Below are 18,308 nucleotides of genomic sequence, written 5' to 3'. Positions count from 1 at the left end.
CTGTCGGCGCCCTGCGGAGCCGTGTCGTCAGTAGCCCGCGGGGGCTGCGCCCAGTTCCATGGCGAGGGCATGGGGCTCATCGGCGCCGGCGCAGTAGGCCGCCTGATACGCGTCATTGCCGAGGAGTGCGCGGGCGCGGTCCTCGGCTCGTCGGACGTCCATCTGCTCCAGCCGTGCGAGGGGCGGTGTCGCCGGCTGCGCCACCAGCTTGCCGTGCCCAGCAGCCGCGCCGCGGTGGCGGCGTCGGCCCGCGCGGCCGCGACGCAGGCCAGTCCTTCGAGGGCGGCCGCGTCGCCGGGTGCGGTCTGCCAGGCCCGGCGGTGGCATAACTCCGCGCTGTCCAGATCTCCGGAGAGCTCTCCGAGATGGCCGAGACCGATGAGAGTCGCTGAGGTCCACGCCGGCTCGTTCTGTCCGGCCAGCCTGTGCTGCGCCCACGTCAGCCTGCCCCGCGCTTCGGTGAGGTCGCCGCGCTCGCGCGCGAGGAGCCCTCGCCGACGGCCGCCCGTGCGTTGCCGTCCGCTCCCAGTTCCCGGCCGACCTGGTGCGATTCGGCGAACAGGCGAGTCGCGCGGTCGCCGTCCCCGAGCTGGAGCGCCACGTGGCCGGCGCCGGCCAGGGCGTACTGGATGGTGTTGGCCGGACCTACCTGCCGTCCGCTGCCCAGCGCCCCTCGTACATGGACAGAGCCTCGTCAAGTTGTCCCGCGCGATGCAGGGCGAGGCCGAGGTGGAACTGGATCGCCGAGACGCCCCACTGGTCACCGAGAGCACGAAAGACGGCAAGGGCACGGTCCCCGCGGAGTGTCGCGTCGGCCATCTCTCCCGCAGCGGCGTGCAGCTCCATGTGCACGAACTGCACCAGGGCGGAGCACCAGTCGTTCTCCGTCCGCTGGAACTCCTGGTCGGCGTCGGCGAGCAGCCCCAAGGCCTGATCGGGGTCGTCTCGGCCGATGTCCTCGACGGCGAGCAGCGTGGCCGAAAGGGCGGCCCGGAAGTCGTCGCCGAGCTGTGCGAACAGAGCGCGGCTCTCGGCTGCGGCGGTCGCGCATTCGGGGGCCGCGTGCACGATGCACGCGCCCGGACGTCCCGTGACGGCCAGGGCCTGCAGGGCATGGGCACGCGCCGAGGGCGACCCGCCCGGGGCGGACTCGAGCATGGCGGCCACTTTGCCGCCGCCGTCGGGTCGACTCGCGAAGTACCAGTACCAGCCCAGAGCGCCGACGAGCCGTAGTCCGGCGTCTGGATCACTGGCCGCGTGCGCGTTGCACCAGGCCAAGGCCGACTCGATGTCGTCGCGCTCCATCGCCAGGCGCGGCAGCCAGCGCGCCTGACCGTCGCCCCGCAGCTCCCGCTCCGCCTGCTGAGCGAGGGCGGTGAGATACCGGACGTGTGCCCGCCCGACGATGTCCGACTCGGCCGCCTCGTCCAAGCGCTCGCGGGCGTACTCGCGAATGGTTTCCAGGAGGTGGTAGCGGGGACCGGAGTCCCGGTCGACGACGACGAGGGAACGGTTGACCAGCCGGGCCAGGATGTCCACCACGGCTCTAGGGTCAAGGCCCTCTCCGCCGGCGACGGCCTGGACCGCAGCCAGGGTCCACGCGCCACGGAACACCGAGAGGCGTCGCAGCAGCATCCGCTCGGGCTCGGACAGGAGCTGGTAGCTCCAGTCGACGGTTGATCGCAGCGTTCGTTGACGCATCTCCGCGGTTCGCGGGCCGGTGGTGAGAAGCGCGAACCGATCCTGCATCCGGCCGGCCAACTCCGTCACCGGGAGCGCAGCTACGCGGGCCGCGGCCAGTTCCAGCGCCAGCGGAATGCCATCCAGGCGCCGGCAGATCTCCGCGACCGCGGCGGCGTTCTGCTCCACGAGTCGGAAGTCGGGCAGCGCGTTCTGCGCCCGCTCGACGAACAGCCGAACAGCGGTGCTAGTCTCCAGGTCGGAATGGTCCGCGTCGGACGACGGGACGGGGAACGGGTCGAGAGAGGCCTGGACCTCGCCGCGTGCCGCCAGCGGTTCACGGCTGGTGGCCAGCAGTCGCAGCCGTGGGCAGGACTCGAGGAGGTGCTCGGCGAGCACCGCGCAGCTGTCCGCCAGGTGCTCGCAGTTGTCGAGGACCAGCAGGACCTCGCGGTCCCGGAGGTGGCCGAGTACCTGGTCCTCGGCGGTCGCTGTCGGGACGTCGCGAACGTCGAGCGCCGAGAGCACAGCAAGGGGGACCTGCCCCTCTTCCGCGACTCCGGCCAGCCGCACGAATCCCACTCCGTCGGAGAAGCCGTCTGCCGCCGCACGAGCGACCTCGACGGCGAGGCTGGTCTTCCCCACGCCACCGGGCCCGGTCACCGTGACCAGTCGGTGGTTCTCCAGGAGCGCGCCCACCCGCTCCGCGTCGTCGTCGCGGCCGAGGAAGGACGTGAGTCGGGGCGGCAGCCGATGTCCAGGCGGTCGTGCAGGCCGCGCCGGGGTGATCCGGTCCGGTCCACGGAGATCCGGGCGCTGGTCCAGGATCGCCTTCTGCAGCCCGCGCAGCTCGGCGCTGGGCTCCAGGCCGAGTTCGGCGTCGAGCAGACCGCGGGCGCGCTGGTAGACGGCCAACGCGTCGGCCTGCCGACCCGCGCGGTACAGCGCCAGCATCAGCCGGCCGTGCAGCCGCTCACGGAGCGGATGCGCGTCGGTGAGCGTCTCGAGCTCTCCGAGCACGTCGGTGTGGCGCCCCGCCGCCATCTCCAGGTCGATGAGCTCCTCCCGTGCCGCCAGCTGGAGTTCCGCCAACCGGGCAGCCTCGGGCCCTGCCCACCGGGTCTCTGCGAACTCGGCCAGGGCGGCGCCTCGCCAGTGGGAGAGTGCGTGCCGGTAGCGGTCCGCGGCGTCCGACGGATCACCGTCGGCGGCGGCGCGGGCCTCCCCGACCAGTCCGGCGAACCCGAGCGCATCGACCTGACGGGGCTGGAGGTCGAGCAGGTACCCGGGCGGACGCGTGACGACGACGGAGCCGGAGATGCCGAGGGCGTTCAGGGCGCGGCGGAGCTTCGACACGCGCACCTGCAGGGCGTTGCCCGGATTCGCCGGCAGGTCCTCGCCCCAGAGCGAGTCGACGAACGTCGGGACGGCCACGACCCGTCCGGCGGACAGCGCCAGGATTGCGAGCAGCTCGCGTTCCCCGCTGCCCGGAATGGAAACGGCGTGTTCCTCGACGACGACCTCGACCGGTCCGAGGAGGCGGATCTCCATGCCTCGCCCTCCCATGACCGGTTCGATTCCGCGGAGCGCCGATTCTCGGCCGTGCAGACGCGGGGAACAACAACTTCTGGGCCGGTGTCCACGTTGCAGAGCCGGGCGACCGCGGTCGGCGGGCCGACAGCGTCTGGACAGCGGCCCTCGGCAACGTCTGCACCGACGGACCTGCAGAGGAGACGCGGTGATCTCGATCCATGTGCCGGCCATGCGTTCCCGGCGTTGCGTCCGGGCGATCAGTGCCCGGGTGAACGACGTGCCCGGGGTGCAGACCCTCGAGTTCGACCTCGCCACCAAGACCGTCCACGTGACCGGTCCGGCGGGCCCCGCAGCGGTGGCCGCCGCCATCGGCGCCGCCGGCTACGCCGTCGACGAACGTGCAGGCGCCTCATCATCCGCCGCAACAACACCCGCAGGGGAGCCATGGACACCTTCTCCACCGCCACTGTCGGTCTGCCGGAAGTCACGCGACCGCCGGTGATGGAACTCGCCGATGGCGAGTCCTTCCATCTCCGGCCCGGCCCCGTCATCAAGCAGCTGAGCGGGACGACCGTGCGCATGCTCGGGTACAACGGCTCCGTCCCCGGCCCAACCCTCAAGGTCCGGCAGGGGACGGAGGTCGTCGTCCACGTCACCAATGGCACGGAGATCGACACGACCGTGCACTGGCACGGCCTGCGCCTCAACAACATGTACGACGGCGTGCCGTACGAGACGCAGGTGCCGATCCCGGTGGATGGCAGCTTCACCTATCGCCTGCAATTCCCCGACCCGGGCCTGTACTGGTACCACCCGCACATCCGTGAGGACTACACGCAGGAGATGGGCCTCTACGGCAGCATCCTGGTGGAACCGACCGACCCCGACTACTGGCCGCCGGCGCATCGCGACGTCGTCCTGACCCTCGACGACGTCCTCATCGAGGACGGCGCCGTCGCACCGTTCAGCCGCACGCAGACGACCTTCTCGGCCATGGGCCGCTTCGGCAACGTGCTGCTCGTCGCCGGGGAGCCTGACCTGGCGCTCACCGCCAGCGCCGGCGAGGTGGTGCGCCTGTGGCTGACCAACACGGCCAACACCCGGGTCTTCAACGTGACCCTGCCCGGGGCGCGGATGAAGCTGGTCGGCGGGGACAGCGGTCGCGTGGAGCGCGAGGAGTTCGTCTCCCAGGTGCTGATCGCCCCGTCCGAGCGGGCGATCGTCGACGTGTTGTTCGATGGGCCGGGGAACTGGCCCTGGAGCACCGCACCCCCGACCGCACCTACCGGCTGGCGTCGATCACCGTGACGAACGAGCGAGCCGCCCCGGCACTGCGGGACTCGTTCGAGCTACTGCGTCGTGCACCGGAGTTCGAGGACGAGCGAGAGCAGCTGGACGGCTGGCTCGCGGCGCCTCCGGACAAGGTCCTCGCCGCCGTCGCCGAGATGGACGACCCGTCCGGGGACCAGACGGCTGGCCCGGTGATCTACGCGTGTCCGATGCACCCGGATGTCGTACGCGACCAGCCGGGGCACTGCCCGAGGTGCGGGATGAAGCTGATGGCCACCCACCTTGGGGAGCAGGTCGGCGGCCACGACATGGATCACGCCGAGTCCTCCGCCGAGCGCGGAACCACCCATGGGCATTCCGACGGACACGGCAACGGCGTCGGCGCCGGCATCGAGTGGGAAGACGACATGGTCGAGATGAACCGCCGAACCACTCCCGCGAACATGCGGTGGGTGCTGCTCGATCGGACCGCAGGCAACGGGGACCGGCCGCCGGTCGACTGGCACTTCACCGCGGGGCACCGCGTGAAGATTCGGCTGGTCAACGAGATGGTCTCCGACCATCCCATGCACCACCCCTTCCACCTGCACGGTGCCGGGCGCTTCCTCGTCCTGGCCCGCGATGGCGTTCCCGAGCCCAACCTGGTGTGGAAGGACACCGTTCTGATGCGCACCGGGCAGACCGTCGACATCCTGTTCGACGTCACCAACCCCGGGCTCTGGATGGCCCACTGCCACATCGCCGAGCACATGCACAGCGGGATGATGTTCAGCTTCACCGTGGGCCCCCGCGGAGTGACCGCGTGAAGCGCTGAGCTGAGGATGACCACCGCGCACGGCGCATCGACGTAGCTGCCGACGGGGCCCCTGTCCCGCCCGGCTGGAGGGCGACGCCGACCGCCATCGCGAGTCCGGCCGGACCGCCCTATGCCTGCCGCAGCGGAACGAGCGGACGAGCCCACCGGTTACGTCGGCCTCTCGCTCCCGATCGGCGACGCCAACGCGACCCGTCGTGTTCCGTATAGCGCCATCGGTGTAAGGGCTGATGCTGCGCCCCGCGATCCTCTTCGATCGGGGCGGAGGCCCTTGCATTGCTTCCGAGGCCGGAAGCGCTCGCCGCGACAGCCGGCTGCTCAGCGTCCCGACAGCCGTTCGACAGCCCTTGGCGGCAGCGTCGGATCCGCAAGGCGCGGCTCCTCTACGGCGCCCACATCGCAGCTACAGCCGCACGGAATGCGCGGAGCCACATCGAAGCACCGGTACCCCTGCCGCGTATATGGACAAGGAGAGACGTCATGAGTGCTCACGACGCGGCGGTGCGTCCGTCGCCCGACGAGTCGATCGCGGAAGCGCTGACACGTCATGAGGCCGGCGCCACCGGCACTCACTCGCACGAGCACGCCGTCGCAGTCGTCCCATCGCCGCGAGGCAGGACACGGCGGATGCCCGTGGCTGTCTGGGCCCTGGTCATCGGCGCATTCGCGATGGGTGCCGACGAGTTCATCGTCGCCGGCGTCGTCCAGGAGATCGCCACGGCTCTGCGCGTGACGATCGGCGAGGTCGGACACTTCGAGAGCGCCTACGCGGTGGGTGTCGCCGTGGGGGCGCCGCTGTTCGCCGCGCTGGGCACGCGATTCCCGCGCCGCGGCATGCTCCTCGCCACCACTGGGGTCTTCCTCGCCGGCAACCTTCTCTCGGCCCTCGGTCCCACATACGACCTGATTTTGGTCGGCCGCGTCGTCTCGGCGATGGCGCACGGCGCGTTCCTCGGGATCGCGGCCGTCTACGCCGCCGAGCTGGTCGATCCCGCCCGGAAGGGTCGGGCCGTCGCAACGGTCTTCACCGGCCTGACGGCGTCCACCGTTCTCGGCGCACCGATCGGTGCAGCCGTCGGCCAGGCCCTGGGCTGGCGGTTCACATTCTGGACTCTCGTGGTCCTCGGTGGGCTCGCCCTGATCGGTCTGCTCGCGTTCCTGCCCGCCTCCCCACGGCGCAGCACGGAGGCACACGGGGCGCACCCGGCTGATGTCGAAGCCTCCGGCCACGACCACGGAGATGGGCACGGAGCGACCGCGGATTCCGGCCACGAGAGCGGCAACGAGCACGGCCACGACACCCACCATGCGCACGCCGTGGAAGGGCACGCCCCGGGTAGTGAGACCGAGGGCCTGGACGCGCACGCACTAGCGCACCTCGGCGGTGGCGGGCACGGACCCAGCATGCGGGAGCAGCTGGCGGCGCTCCGTCGGCCGGCGGTCTGGGCCGCGCTGCTCACCACCCTGCTCGGTTACGGCGGGGTCTTCACCAGCTACGTCTACATCGCACCGCAGTTCACGGAGGTGACCGGGTTCTCCAGTGCCTGGATCACGCCGCTGCTCCTGCTGTTCGGGGTGGGCTTGTTCGTCGGCAACAACCTGGGCGGCCGCCTGGCCGACAAGTGGTTGATGCCGACGGTTCTCGGCACGATCGCGACGCTCGCGGCAGTGCTGTTCGCGATGACCTGGTTGATCGAGAACACGGTGGCCGCGGTGGTGGGGACGTTCGTCTTCGGTGCCGCAGCCTTCGCGGTGGTTGCGCCGCTGCAGTTGCGGGTGATGAACGCGGCTGGGCACGCCCCGGACGTGGCCTCGGCCGCGAACATCTCCGCCTTCACCCTCGGCAGCGCGCTGGGCATCTTCCTGGGTGGCGCCGCCATCGACGGGGGACTGGGGCTGGCGTCGGTCAACTGGATCGGGGGACTCATCAGCACCGCCGGTCTGGTGGTGGCCGTTCTGAGCTGGCTGCTCATCGACCGTCGCCGCCCGACCGCGGAGCCGCCGCACCACCACTGAGGAGCGCGAACCCCGGCCGGCGAGACCGGCCGGGGCTCGCGTCCGACCGTTTGCCCTGCACGGAAGATCGAGAGGAGGGAAGCCGACATGCCGCACGTGGTCCGTGAGCCCGGCGTCCTCAGCGGGACCCGCATGGCAGCCTTCCTGGCCCTCGCCCACGCCGTCAACGACGTGCCGACCGCGATCCTGGATGCGCTGCTGCCCACGTTGCAGGCGCGACTGGCGGCCGGGACGACCACGCTGGCTCCGACCCTGGTCTGGTCCGATGGCTCAGTCCTGGTCGAACCCAGCGACGAGGGGCTACGCGCCCGGCTCGACGAGCTCGCCCGACCTTGAACGGCACGAGGGACCCCCGTGGACAGACCCGGCGCCGGCAGTTCGTTCGCTCATGCAGGCAACGCAGCTCAGCAGGCACCAGCCGTCCGTCATGTGCTGGGCAACTGGCGCGTCTGGACTGCACTGCTGGCTGTCGGGACGCTCTGGGGCAGCGCCTTCCCCTCGTCCGGGTCACCGCGCCGGCACCCGGGCCGGTCGGCGTCACCTTCGCGCGGATCGCGCTGGGCGCCCTGGTGCTGGCCTTGATGGTCACGGCGAGCTGCAGCGGCGTCCGGCAGCGGAGAACCTGGCGGGCGATCGGCTCGCAGCTGCCGGCCATCTTCCTGCTCGCTGCGCTGAACGCCGCGATTCCGCTGACGCTCGTGGCCACGGCAATCGTCGGCCTGAACGCCTCACTCGCCGCGGTGCTCAACGCCACGACCCCCATGGTCACCCTCGCCGTGGCCGCCGTCTGGCTGCGTGAGCCGGTGACGGCCCGCCAGCTGCTCGGGGTGGCAGCCGGCGTTGTCGGTGTCGCCGTGCTCGTCGGGGGCGCGTCGCTGGAGCTCGACGGAACAACCACCCTGGCCGTGGCCGCCTCCCTGCTCGCGGCGCTGTGCTACGCCCTGGGCGGCGTCTACACGCGGACCCGGTTCGCTGACGCCTCGCCCACGACGATCGCGCTCGGGCAGCAGCTGGGCGCCACGTTGCTGCTGTTGCCAGTAGCCCTCGCGGCGCCGCCACCCGGTCCATATACGCCCGCCCTCGCCGGGATACTGGTCGTGCTCGGCGTGGGCTCGATGGCACTGGCCTACGTGCTCTACTTCTGGGTCATCCGCACCGCCGGTCCCGTCGCGGCCTCCGCAGTAACCCTGCTGATCCCGCTGGTCGGCTCTGCCATCGGCGTGGGTTGGCTCGGCGAACCACTCAGCTTCAGCCTCGTCGCTGGCCTGGTCGTCATCCTCACCAGCGTCCTGGCGCTCAGTGTTCCTTCGAACAGCCGTCGGAAACGGCCCATTACGAGGTGAACGCCCTGGTCCAACGCGGCTGGCGCCCTCCCGCGAGGCCCGAGCCAGATCCTTCGCAGGCCCCTACACCATAGCGAGCGTGGACTACGCGACAATGCGCAGTATATACTACGGAACTGATAGACATATATACCTGGGAGTTGTGCTATGACCAAGCGCCTGATCGACCTCGATGATGAACTTCTTGCTCGAGCGCAGAGGGAGCTGAACACCAGCGGGGTGTCGGACACGGTCCGCGCCGCGCTGAGGCAGGCCGCAAGCGCGGCCGCGCGCGCGCGGCAAGTTGCTTGGCTGCGAGAGGGTGGCTTGGAGACGTTGGCCGATCGGGAGAAGCGGACTGACGTGTGGCGGTGATCGCCCGGTTTCTCATCGACACCAGCGCGGCGGCCCGTATGCGCGTGGTTGCCGTCGCGAACCGATTGGAGCCGCTCATCACCGGCGGCCTGGTCGCCACTTGCGCCACCCTCGATGCTGAGGCGCTCTACAGCGCTCGAAGCCCGGCCGAATACGAGCAGGTGCGTGCGGACCGCCGAGAGGCGTACGAGTACCTGCCCACCGACGACGTTCACTGGCAGTGTGCCTTCGACGCCCAGCGAACGCTCGCCCGAGGCGGGCGGCATCGAGCCGTGGGCATCGCCGATCTGCTAACCGCGGTGCTTGCCGCGGAGCACGGGGCCACTGTCCTGCACTACGACAGCGACTTCGAGATCGCCGCCGAGGTGCTCGACTTCGAACACCGGTGGGTCCTGACACGAGGAACCGTGCAGTGACACCCATCAAGAGGTGTGCATGAACTGGTGTCCGGGGGGCGACACGGTACATACGCACACGGTTTGCGGGCGTGACCGACGGTGAACCTGTGACCCGGCGGTGGTCCGAACCCACCGCTGGCTGTCCGCGAGACGCCTACAGCCAGTCGTGCTCGCGTGCATAGCGGGCTGCCTCGTGCCGAGTGCGGGTCGGGGTCTTCTGCATGGCGCTGGACAGGTAGTTCCGCACCGTTCCCTGAGCCAGGTGCGTCCGGGCGGCGACCTCGGCCACCGAGTAGCCGTCGCGGGTCACCCGCAGCACGTCGAGCTCCCGATCCGTCAACGGGCAGTCGTCGATGATCGCGGCGGCCGAGACGTCCTGGTCGATCCATCTCCGACCGCCCCGCAGCGTCGCGATGACCGCGGCGAGGTGGGCCGGTTCGGCGGACTTGCTGGCGAACCCCTGGACGCCGAGCTTCAGGGCGCTGCGCAGGACGCCGGGTCTCGCGTGGCGGGTGAGCATGAGGACGACCTGCTCCGGCAGCACTCGACGGATCTCGGCGATGGCGTCGAGACCGTCGAGGCCAGGCATCTCGAGGTCGATGACCAGCACGTCGGGCCGGTGGGTCAGGGTGGCCGCCACCGCCTCCGCGCCATCGGCTGCCTCCGCCAGCACCGTGATGTCCCCTCCAGCGGCAGCAAGGAGGCGAGCGCGCTCCGGAGCAGCACCTCGTCGTCGGCCAGCACCACGGTGGTCACCGGTCGGCCTCACCCGACGCCGTCCCGTGCCGGTCGGCGGACGGTGGGGACGCGAAGGTGGCCGTCGTGAGGAACCGGCCGTCCTCGCGCTGGACGGTGAGCTCACCGCCGTCGTCCGACACCCGGCGGGCGAGGCCGGCGAGCCCGCGCAGTTCCGGCAGCCCCTCCTCGTCCACGCCGTCGTTCACCACGGTGAGGCCGTCCCCGGAGAGAACGATGTGCACCAGAGTGGCTCGCGAATGGCGCAGGATGTTGGTCGTCGTCTCCCGGAGCAGCTGCGCCAGCAGGTCGTCGGCGTGCGCGACGTCCGCCCGGCAGTCGACGCGGACGTGGATGCCCGCCGCCTCCAGGAGATTCTGCGCGTTCACCAGCTCCGCCGCGATGTTGAGGTTCCGCCGTCCGTAGGCCAGGTCCTTGGTCTGCTCGATCGTGTCACCGACCAGGGCGTACATCTCGCGCAGTTCCTGCTCGACGCGCGCGGTGTCGCTGTGCAGCAGCTTCCGGGCCAACGCGATCTTCAGCTTCACGACGTGGAGCGTGTGTCCCTGGATGTCGTGCAGGTCACTGGCGAAACGCATCCGTTCCCGGACGACCGCCAGCTCCGCATCGCGCTCCCGGGCCTCCTCGAGCTCCGCCACGACGTCGTAGAAGCCCTTGTTGGGGAACATGAGCCCGATCAGCACGGCCGTGAACCCTGTCGGGACGATGACGTCGGCGATCAGGTCGCCGACGTCGGGTCCGGCTGCCGCCACCAGCCCGAGCAGTCCGACCGAAGCCACGTAGCCGGTCAGCCCGACGGCTGCCGGGAGGCGGCGGCGGGGGAGCTGGGAGACGACGAGCGAACCCACGATGGCGAGTCCGTAGTACGCCCCTTGGATGCGACCGTCGACCACCAGGACGCCGAAGGGCCAGACCACGGCGGCGATGGCCAGGCAGGGCCCCGCCACGCGGAAGATGTCGCCGGCCGTCCACCGCTCGAAGGCGACCAGCGCGGCCACGACACCGAGCCCGAGGACGCACGCCTGCTGCCAGGTCTGCGCCTGCCGGGCCACCAGGAGTGCCCCGACGGTGGCCAGCACGGGCAGGAAGACGGCGAGGTTGAGCGGGCGGAAGCGACGACGCGACGACTCGGCCGCTCGTGCCGACCGCCGCACGGCCGTCGGTGTCGGCGGCGTCCGGCGAGGGCTGCGGGCTTCCATGGGCGGCTTCCTGGGCGAAGGGCAGAGAGATGCGTCCCATCCTCTGGCCCGGTGCGGCCGGCCGGTAGTGACGCCATGTCATGCGGACAGTCCCAGCACGGTCATGCCGATGAGGTGACGGCACGGCACTGGGCGGACCCGACGGCGGCCTGTCCCATGGATGCATGTCCGCCAACCCCGTCATCGACGTCGACGAGCTCAACGTCAGCTACGGCGACTTCTCCGCAGTCAGGGACCTGTCCTTCCAGGTCGAACCCGGCGAACTCTATGCGTTGCTGGGCACCAACGGTGCAGGCAAGACCTCCGCCCTGGAGGTGATCGAAGGGCACCGGAAGGCATCGTCGGGAACGGTGCGTGTCTTCGGCCGGAGCCCGACGGACCGGCGCGCGATCCGGCCCAGGACGGGGATCATGCTCCAGGAGAGCGGCTTCGCGGGCGATCTCACCGTCTCGGAGTCGGTGCGCCTGATCGGCCGGCTCAGCGGCCGCGCCGACGCCCTCGACCGTGTCCTGAAGGTCGTCGACCTGACCCACAAGGCCGACACGTTGGTGTCCCAGCTGTCCGGCGGTGAGAAGCGACGGCTCGACTTCGCCACGGCCGTGTACGGACGGCCGGAGCTGATCTTCCTCGACGAGCCCACCACCGGGCTGGACATCCAGTCGCGTGACGCCCTCTGGGACGCCGTGCAGCGCTTGCGCGAGGACGGGTCCACCGTCGTCCTGACCACGCACTACCTGGAGGAGGCGCAGCAGCGGGCCGACCGCATCGGGTTGATGCACGGCGGCACCCTGCGCCAGCAGGGCACCGTGTCGGAGCTGACCCGGGCCCTGCCGGCCACCATCCAGTTCTCCCTGCCCCGAGACGCCGCGACGCCCCCGATGCACTCCGCCCCCGTCTCCGGGAGCACCTACGTCATCGAGACCTTCGACATGCAGGCCGACCTCAAGCAGCTGCTCGACTGGGCGAATGCCCACGCCGTCGAGTTGCGCGGCCTGTCCGCGGCGCCGACCCGGCTGGACGACGTCTTCCGTGCCATCGGCTCCCAGCCGGCCTCCTGACCACCTCCGAAGAGGAATCCCATGCTCCCCATCGCGTACAGCGAGCTCGTCCAGATCTTCCGCAACCGGTCGGTGCTGATCGCCAATCTCCTCTTCCCCGCAGCGGCCGCCGCCTTCTTCATCTACTCCCGCGACACGTTCGAGGGGCGGGTGGTCTCGGCTACATCGGGGCAGTGCTGGTGTTCACCGTCGGCGCCTTCAGCCTCTACGCCACCATCGTGACCACGCTGGCCGCACGCCGGCAGACCCTCTTCCTCAAGCGCTTGCGGTCCACGGCGCTCGGCGACCCGGCCATCCTGATCGGCCTGGTCCTCCCGGTCGCCGTCGTCTCGGTGATCCAGGTGGCCGTGATGCTCGGGGTCTTCGCCGCGGTCAGCGACCGCCCGGCCGACGTGCTGCTGCTGGTGGCGGCGGTCGTGGCAGCGTTCCTCATGCTGCTCGCGCTGGGGCTTGCCACGGCCGGCGTGACCAGTTCGCCCGAGCAGGCGCAGGTGACCACCCTGCCCATCAGCCTCGGTAGCATCGGCGTGGCCAGCTGGATCGGCATCGCCGGGACGGAGAGCCTCACCTGGCTGAAGCGGCTGCTACCCGGTGGCTCGGCCACCGAACTGGTCATCGGCGCCTGGAACGGCGGACTGCCCGTCGCCGAGTCCCTTCTCCTGCTCGTCCCGACCCTCGGCTGGGTCGTCGTGGCGGTCGCGCTCGCCGCGCGGTACTTCCGCTGGGAGCCGCGCCGGTGACCACGGACGACCTGCTGATCGTCGAGGACCTGATGCTGCTCCTGATGGACGACGACGGCGCCTCGGTGCAGGGCGCCGGGACCTTGCACTACACGCTGGGCGGCGCGCTGCTCACCGAACTCGCGCTGCTCGGCCGGGTGGAGACCGACGGCACCGGGATCGTGAACGGCCCGCGGGTCACCCCGCGGGCGCAGGGCCGCTCCCGGACCTGCCGCTGCAGTCCGCCTACGACACCGTGGCCTGGAGGACCCGGCGCGTGCAGCCCCTGCTGCTCGCACTGGGCGGTGACCTGTGGCGGGTGGTTCGCGACCGGCTGGTGGAGCGCGGGCTGCTGCGCCGGGAGGAGTCCCGTTGGCTCGGCGTGTTCCGCAGCACGAGGTGGCCGGCCGACGACGAGAGGCACGAGGCGCAGCTGCGGGTGCGCATCCGGCGGGTGCTGGAGGACGGCGAGACCCCCGACCCTCGTACCGCGGTGATCATCGGCCTGCTCTACGCCAGCGGATCGATGCCTGCCCTGCGGCCGGCGTTGCCCTGGACGTCGCAGACGGTGACGCGCGCACAGGACCTCCTGCGCGGTGAGTGGGGAGCGAGGCGGTCGCAACCGCGGTGACGCGGACAGCGGCCGGGATCGCCGCCTCCAGCGCTGCCGTCGCCATCAGCGTGTCGGGTTCCGGCAGGTGAGCACACGATGACCAGCCCCGAGCCGGCGTCGGTCACGGCGTCCCGGCAGCTCGCCGCGGACTCCCGCGATCGCGGGCGGCAGGTTCGCAACCGCCCGCCGGAGGCCCGCTCGGTCGGCGTGGTTCCGGCGAGACGGGGGCAGGGACGGCGGATCGACGCACCATCCGCCCCCTCGGGCGCCCGGCGGCCGAGCACCTCGACGTGACCGGCTCCGCAGGTGATCCGGCGACTGCCGAGTGGAGGCTGGGACGAGCCCGTCCCGCAGAAGATGCCGCGCGGGACGCTCGTCCGCCAGAGGATGTGTGACCGCCCATGGCGAGACGCTCGTCGCGGTCCGTCGTCGAACCGGCCGCGGCGCGACCGGCGGTGCTGATCGGTGCCGGTCTCGCGGTCATCGCGGTCATCGCGGTCACCTACGGGCTCGCCCGGTACGGCTACGGTCTCTATCTGCCGCAGTTCCGCGCCGAGTTCGGCTTCTCCGCCGGGGTCGCGGGCTGGCCGGCGGGCTGCTCGTGCTCGGCGCTCCGGGGGCCTGGCTCGCGTTCGCCGGCCCTGGCGCTGCTCGTCACGTAGGTCGCCGACCAGAACGCCCGCTGGCTGCGGGGTGCCGCAGGGGTGCTCCGCACGGCCGGCCGGCCATGGGGCCGGCTCGAGCGGGGACGGTGGCCGCCGTCCTCGCCGGCGTGGGGTGCGCGGGCGTCTGGACCTTCGCGCGCGACCTGCTGACCGGGCACGGCGGCCCGGGCCCCGGCATCAGTGGCGCGTTGTGGTGCGTCCTGGGCGTGGCCGGACTGGCCGGCGGGGCCAGCGGGGCGGTGGTCGAGCGCTACGGGGTGGCGATCGCGTGGCGCGGCAGCCTGCTCGTCGCCGCTGTGGGCACGGCGTTGCTCGCCGTCCGCCCGGACGTCCCGTGGCTGGCCGGCGTCGCGCTGGCTGCGTTCGGCGCCTCCTTCGTCGCGCTCAGCGGCGTGCTGATCGCCTGGGGGCCCGTTCCCGGCCGGACGGCGCAGCGGCCGCCGCGGCCTTCCTGTTCGTGGGACTCACGGCGGGTCAGGCACTGGGTTCCGTGGCGCTGGGCCTACTGGCCGCAGGGCTCGGGCTGCCGACGGCCCTCCTCGTGGCCCCGGGGATGGTCCTGCTCGCCGCCGGTATCGCCGACCGACGTCCCGGTCACCGGTGAGACCCGGTCGGCCGCGGGTGCAGCCCTGCACGCTCATGAGGAGGAGGCTCGCAGGGAAACCTACGGGGCTTCTACCGACGCGAACCGGCCGCCGGCGGCGCGAGGCTGATGACGTGGCAACGACACGTCCGATCCAGCCGTGGCCGGCGTACGTGGCGCGAGGACCGGCGGAGGACACCGACCAGCCCGACGTCCTCGGCCCGTGTCGGCCCCGCCGAGCACCCGCTGGTCGAGCGGACTGCCTCCTCCACCGGCCGCCGGCTCGCCGCACCGTCACAGGGCGGCTCGACTCGCGTGCCGATCGGTCCCGAGGTCCCGACCCGACAGCCGCCCCGATGAGATCGCCGACCGGAGCGGGCAGTGCTGCGATGACATCGCTCCGGTGGGCGTTCGCCTTCTACGGAGGCTTCACGTTCACATCGCTGGCGACGATCGTCGTCACCTGGTTCACACCATGACCGCTCTGGAGGAGCGGATCGACGGTGGCGCGCCATCGACGCAAGCACGCCCGGCGGGAAAACCGGATGAGATCGCGGTGTCGCGGACGTGCCCCAACAGCGCGGTGCCCCCGGGTGCCCGAACACCACCGCCTACAGCAGGAGGGCCGAACGACCATGTCCACTGACATCACCGTGACCAACGATCCCGACCGGCGGCGCTACGAGGCCGCTGTCGGAGGAACAACGGTCGCGGGGTTCATCGACTACCAGGAGACCAGCGAACTGGTGGTGCTGACCCACACCGAGGTCGACGTCTCTTTCGCAGGCCAGGGAGTCGGCAGCGGGCTGGCCCGCGCCGCGCTGGACGACATCCGCGACCGCGGCCTGAGGGCCTTGGTGATCTGCCCCTTCATCATCGGCTGGCTGCGTACGCACCACGAGTACCGCGACGTGCTCTACAACGCTTCCCCGGCCACGGTCACCGACTAGCTCTCCATGCCCATCCCGGACTCGACGGTCGTGCCGTCGTGTGCGCGCCCGCCGGGAGAACGGAGCCCGGGAGGGGACCCACGCGGCACCTGGGTCGACACGTCCGACCACGTGCCCGGGTCCACGCAACAGCCTGTTCACCGAAGAGGGAGAAGGCATGACCACGACAGACGCGCCAGCACCCCATCAGGCCTGGCCCGCACTTCGGGTCCAGGACTGGACCGCGACCCGCGACACCCTGCACATGTGGACCCAGATCGTGGGCAAGGTCCGGCTCGCGCACGCGCCCCTGCTGAACCACTGGTGGCAGGTGACCCTCTACGTCACCCCCGCGGTCTGACCACTGGCGCCATCCCCGAGGGCAACCGGCTCTTCGACCTCGAGTTCGACTTCATCGACCACCAGCTCCGCATCCGCAGCAGCGACGGTGGCGCCCGGAACATCCGGCTCGAGGCGAAACCGGTCGCGGAGTTCTACGCCCAGACCATGCAGGCGCTGAGCGAGCTGGGCATCGATGCCGACATCGCGTCGACTCCGAACGAGGTGGATCCCGCCATCCCGTTCGCCGAGGACTACGAGCACGCCTCCTACGATCCCGAGGCGGCACAGTTGTTCTGGCGCCAGCTGATGCATGCCGACCGGGTCCTGGGTGAGTTCCGGTCCCACTTCATCGGCAAGGTCAGCCCGGTGCATCTGTTCTGGGGTTCGCTGGACCTCGCCTGCACCCGGTTCTCCGGACGGGAGGCTCCCGAGCATCCCGGCGGTGCGCCGAACTGTGGTGACTGGGTGATGGTGGAGGGCTACTCCAGGGAACTGAGCAGTTGTGGGTTCTGGCCCGGCGGCGGAGCGGAGGGCGCCTTCTACGCCTACGCCTACCCCGAGCCCGACGGTTTCGCCGACTACCCGGTCGGCCCGGAAGGTGCCTACTACAGCGCCGAGAACGGTCAGTTCCTGCTGCCCTACGAGGCGGTGCGGACGGCAGAGGACCCGGATCGGGCTCTTCTGGAATTCCTCCACACCACCTACGAGGCCGCCGCCGCGCTCGGTGGCTGGAACCGGGCCGCCCTGGAGGACGACCCGGCCCGCTGGGACCACGTCCGGTGACCACGCCGATCTGCTCGACGTTGCCGGCGCGGGCGTCGTCCCCGGCGGCTCCACCGTCGTCCCGGGGCGGCCCATGCCATCCGGCCACGGCCGTGACCGTCGGCCGAGGCAGTTCGGTATCCCTGCGAGGACGAGGAGCGTGCCGTGAGGGTGTTCATCATCGGGATCACCGGCGCCGTCGGCGGACTGCTGGCCGAGGACCTGACCGCTCGAGGGGACGTCGTCTCGGGACTGGTGCGCCGCGAGGCCCAGCGAGCCGACCTCGCATCGCGGGACGTCGAGGCGCGCGTCGGTGACATCGGTGCTCTGACCGCTGATGCGCTGGCGTCCCTGCTCGGCGGAGTCGATGCGGTGGTGTACGCCGCAGGATCGAACGGAGGGACCAGGGACGTCACGGATGTCGTCGACGGCGAAGGCGTCGTGAAGGCGCTCGAGGCCGCCCGCCTCGCCGGCGTGACGCGGTTCGTCCTGGTCTCGGTGCTGCCCGAGGCCTGGCGCGAGCGCCACCTCGACGAGGACCAGGAGCACTACTTCGCGGTGAAGAAGCTCACGGACGTCGCGGTCAGCATGTGTGACCTCGACTGGCTGATCCTCCGACCCTCGATGCTCGTCGATCGTGCCGGAACCGGGCGGGTCGCCCTCGGCCCGGCTCAACCTCATGACGAGATCGCCCGCGCGGACGTCGCCGCCACCCTTGCCGAACTCCTGCACGAACCCCGCATCCGCCGGCAGATCCTCGAGCTCAACGCGGGGAGGCGCCGATCGCCTCAGCCGTGCGAGCGAACCTCCGAGACAAGGGAAACCACATGACCGTCCAGCTCAGCCACCCCGACGGCCTGCTCCAGCAGGACATGTACGCGCCCGTCGCCCTGACGACGGGATCCCGCCTCCTGCTGCTCGCCGGACAGGTGGCGGTGACCCCCGCGGGCGAACCGACTGCCGCAGACCTCGCGGGCCAGGTCCACTCGGCGCTGAACAACGTGGCCACGGGGGTGAGAGGCGCTGGAGGTGATGTCAGCGACGTGGCTCGTCTGACCTTCTATGTCGTCGGCTGGAGACCGGAGCTGGCGGAGGAGCTCCTTGAGGGCTTCTCGCGTGCCCAGGGATCCGACGGCTTCAGCTCCCCGTTGCCGCCGTGCACCGTCATCGGTGTCCAGGCCCTGTGGACTCCGGACCTCCTCGTCGAGATCGAAGCGACAGCCGTTCTCACCTGATCTTCGCGAGAGCCCGGGT

Annotated in this window: 22 protein-coding genes and 2 pseudogenes; 19 read left to right on the top strand and 5 right to left on the bottom strand. The window is 71.0% G+C overall.

The window, feature by feature from the left end:
• Positions 1-27: 27 nt before the first annotated feature.
• Positions 28-162, bottom strand: coding sequence for a hypothetical protein (locus U6N30_RS14515; RefSeq protein WP_324277826.1), 135 nt, complete (start codon positions 160-162; stop codon positions 28-30).
• A 483-nt stretch (positions 163-645) separates the two neighbouring features.
• Positions 646-3,231, bottom strand: coding sequence for an AfsR/SARP family transcriptional regulator (locus tag U6N30_RS14510; protein WP_324277825.1), 2,586 nt, complete (start codon positions 3,229-3,231; stop codon positions 646-648).
• Positions 3,232-3,418: 187 nt separating this feature from the next.
• On the opposite strand from U6N30_RS14510, the gene U6N30_RS14505 reads away from it, so the two are divergent.
• The 8 genes from U6N30_RS14505 (at position 3,419) to U6N30_RS14470 (ending at position 9,446) form a co-directional block, all read left to right on the top strand.
• Positions 3,419-3,715 carry a heavy-metal-associated domain-containing protein gene (locus U6N30_RS14505; protein WP_324277824.1) on the top strand — a complete coding sequence of 99 codons (297 nt, stop codon included), beginning with the start codon at positions 3,419-3,421 and terminating at the stop codon, positions 3,713-3,715.
• Complete coding sequence (locus U6N30_RS14500; protein ID WP_324277823.1) at positions 3,715-4,521, top strand: multicopper oxidase family protein; 807 nt, start codon at positions 3,715-3,717, stop codon at positions 4,519-4,521. Before U6N30_RS14505 ends, U6N30_RS14500 begins: the two co-directional genes overlap by 1 nt.
• A complete protein-coding gene (locus U6N30_RS14495) occupies positions 4,518-5,309 on the top strand; it encodes a multicopper oxidase domain-containing protein (RefSeq protein WP_324277822.1) in 792 nt (263 codons plus the stop codon). Before U6N30_RS14500 ends, U6N30_RS14495 begins: the two co-directional genes overlap by 4 nt.
• A 635-nt stretch (positions 5,310-5,944) precedes the next feature.
• The gene (locus tag U6N30_RS14490; RefSeq protein WP_324277821.1) at positions 5,945-7,333 is read left to right on the top strand and encodes an MFS transporter; all 1,389 of its coding nucleotides are present in this window, start codon (positions 5,945-5,947) and stop codon (positions 7,331-7,333) included.
• Between the two features lie 87 nt (positions 7,334-7,420).
• Positions 7,421-7,669 (top strand): hypothetical protein, encoded by a 249-nt coding sequence (locus U6N30_RS14485; protein WP_324277820.1) that lies wholly within the window; start codon positions 7,421-7,423, stop codon positions 7,667-7,669.
• On the top strand, positions 7,666-8,676 hold the full coding sequence (locus U6N30_RS14480; RefSeq protein ID WP_324277819.1) for a DMT family transporter: 1,011 nt from the start codon (positions 7,666-7,668) through the stop codon (positions 8,674-8,676). The genes U6N30_RS14485 and U6N30_RS14480 overlap by 4 nt, the downstream gene beginning before the upstream one ends.
• Before the next feature lie 147 nt (positions 8,677-8,823).
• Positions 8,824-9,030 carry a DUF2191 domain-containing protein gene (locus tag U6N30_RS14475; RefSeq protein ID WP_324277818.1) on the top strand — a complete coding sequence of 69 codons (207 nt, stop codon included), beginning with the start codon at positions 8,824-8,826 and terminating at the stop codon, positions 9,028-9,030.
• A complete protein-coding gene (locus U6N30_RS14470) occupies positions 9,027-9,446 on the top strand; it encodes a PIN domain-containing protein (RefSeq protein ID WP_324277817.1) in 420 nt (139 codons plus the stop codon). The genes U6N30_RS14475 and U6N30_RS14470 overlap by 4 nt, the downstream gene beginning before the upstream one ends.
• A 136-nt stretch (positions 9,447-9,582) precedes the next feature.
• Here the strand turns inward: U6N30_RS14470 and U6N30_RS14465 are convergent, their stop codons facing one another.
• The 3 genes from U6N30_RS14465 to U6N30_RS14455 are packed head-to-tail and all read right to left on the bottom strand — an operon-like array spanning position 9,583 to position 11,383.
• Complete coding sequence (locus U6N30_RS14465; protein WP_324277816.1) at positions 9,583-10,068, bottom strand: response regulator transcription factor; 486 nt, start codon at positions 10,066-10,068, stop codon at positions 9,583-9,585.
• Complete coding sequence (locus U6N30_RS14460) at positions 10,053-10,184, bottom strand: hypothetical protein (RefSeq protein WP_324277815.1); 132 nt, start codon at positions 10,182-10,184, stop codon at positions 10,053-10,055. The genes U6N30_RS14465 and U6N30_RS14460 overlap by 16 nt, the downstream gene beginning before the upstream one ends.
• On the bottom strand, positions 10,181-11,383 hold the full coding sequence (locus tag U6N30_RS14455) for a sensor histidine kinase (protein WP_324277814.1): 1,203 nt from the start codon (positions 11,381-11,383) through the stop codon (positions 10,181-10,183). The genes U6N30_RS14460 and U6N30_RS14455 overlap by 4 nt, the downstream gene beginning before the upstream one ends.
• 164 nt (positions 11,384-11,547) lie before the next feature.
• On the opposite strand from U6N30_RS14455, the gene U6N30_RS14450 reads away from it, so the two are divergent.
• The 11 genes and pseudogenes from U6N30_RS14450 to U6N30_RS14400 all read left to right on the top strand — a co-directional run bounded on the left by U6N30_RS14450 (position 11,548) and on the right by U6N30_RS14400 (position 18,289).
• The gene (locus U6N30_RS14450) at positions 11,548-12,441 is read left to right on the top strand and encodes an ABC transporter ATP-binding protein (RefSeq protein ID WP_324277813.1); all 894 of its coding nucleotides are present in this window, start codon (positions 11,548-11,550) and stop codon (positions 12,439-12,441) included.
• A gap of 21 nt (positions 12,442-12,462) precedes the next feature.
• Complete coding sequence (locus U6N30_RS14445) at positions 12,463-12,663, top strand: hypothetical protein (RefSeq protein WP_324277812.1); 201 nt, start codon at positions 12,463-12,465, stop codon at positions 12,661-12,663.
• Entirely contained in the window at positions 12,615-13,181 is a 567-nt protein-coding gene (locus U6N30_RS14440) for an ABC transporter permease (protein ID WP_324277811.1), read from the top strand. The genes U6N30_RS14445 and U6N30_RS14440 overlap by 49 nt, the downstream gene beginning before the upstream one ends.
• Positions 13,178-13,354, top strand: a pseudogene (locus tag U6N30_RS33870) (GPP34 family phosphoprotein); the annotation flags it as partial. The gene U6N30_RS14440 and the pseudogene U6N30_RS33870, both read left to right, overlap by 4 nt.
• A gap of 62 nt (positions 13,355-13,416) precedes the next feature.
• Positions 13,417-13,791: a GOLPH3/VPS74 family protein gene (locus U6N30_RS33865; protein ID WP_422678071.1), complete on the top strand. Its 375-nt coding sequence runs from the start codon at positions 13,417-13,419 to the stop codon at positions 13,789-13,791.
• 383 nt (positions 13,792-14,174) lie between these two features.
• Positions 14,175-14,435 (top strand): hypothetical protein, encoded by a 261-nt coding sequence (locus U6N30_RS14430; RefSeq protein ID WP_324277809.1) that lies wholly within the window; start codon positions 14,175-14,177, stop codon positions 14,433-14,435.
• Between the two features lie 65 nt (positions 14,436-14,500).
• Positions 14,501-15,151 carry a hypothetical protein gene (locus U6N30_RS14425; protein WP_324277808.1) on the top strand — a complete coding sequence of 217 codons (651 nt, stop codon included), beginning with the start codon at positions 14,501-14,503 and terminating at the stop codon, positions 15,149-15,151.
• A 505-nt stretch (positions 15,152-15,656) separates the two neighbouring features.
• Positions 15,657-15,971, top strand: a complete 315-nt coding sequence (locus U6N30_RS14420; RefSeq protein WP_324277807.1) for a GNAT family N-acetyltransferase — start codon at positions 15,657-15,659, stop codon at positions 15,969-15,971.
• A 157-nt stretch (positions 15,972-16,128) separates the two neighbouring features.
• Positions 16,129-17,075: pseudogene (locus U6N30_RS14410) on the top strand (DUF5996 family protein).
• A 144-nt stretch (positions 17,076-17,219) separates the two neighbouring features.
• The gene (locus tag U6N30_RS14405) at positions 17,220-17,885 is read left to right on the top strand and encodes an NAD(P)H-binding protein (RefSeq protein ID WP_324277804.1); all 666 of its coding nucleotides are present in this window, start codon (positions 17,220-17,222) and stop codon (positions 17,883-17,885) included.
• Entirely contained in the window at positions 17,882-18,289 is a 408-nt protein-coding gene (locus tag U6N30_RS14400) for a RidA family protein (RefSeq protein ID WP_324277803.1), read from the top strand. The genes U6N30_RS14405 and U6N30_RS14400 overlap by 4 nt, the downstream gene beginning before the upstream one ends.
• The last annotated feature ends 19 nt before the right edge of the window (positions 18,290-18,308 follow it).

Source organism: Blastococcus brunescens, from assembly GCF_035320885.1.
GTDB lineage: Bacteria > Actinomycetota > Actinomycetes > Mycobacteriales > Geodermatophilaceae > Blastococcus_B > Blastococcus_B brunescens.
This window is presented reverse-complemented; position numbering and strand designations above follow the sequence as displayed.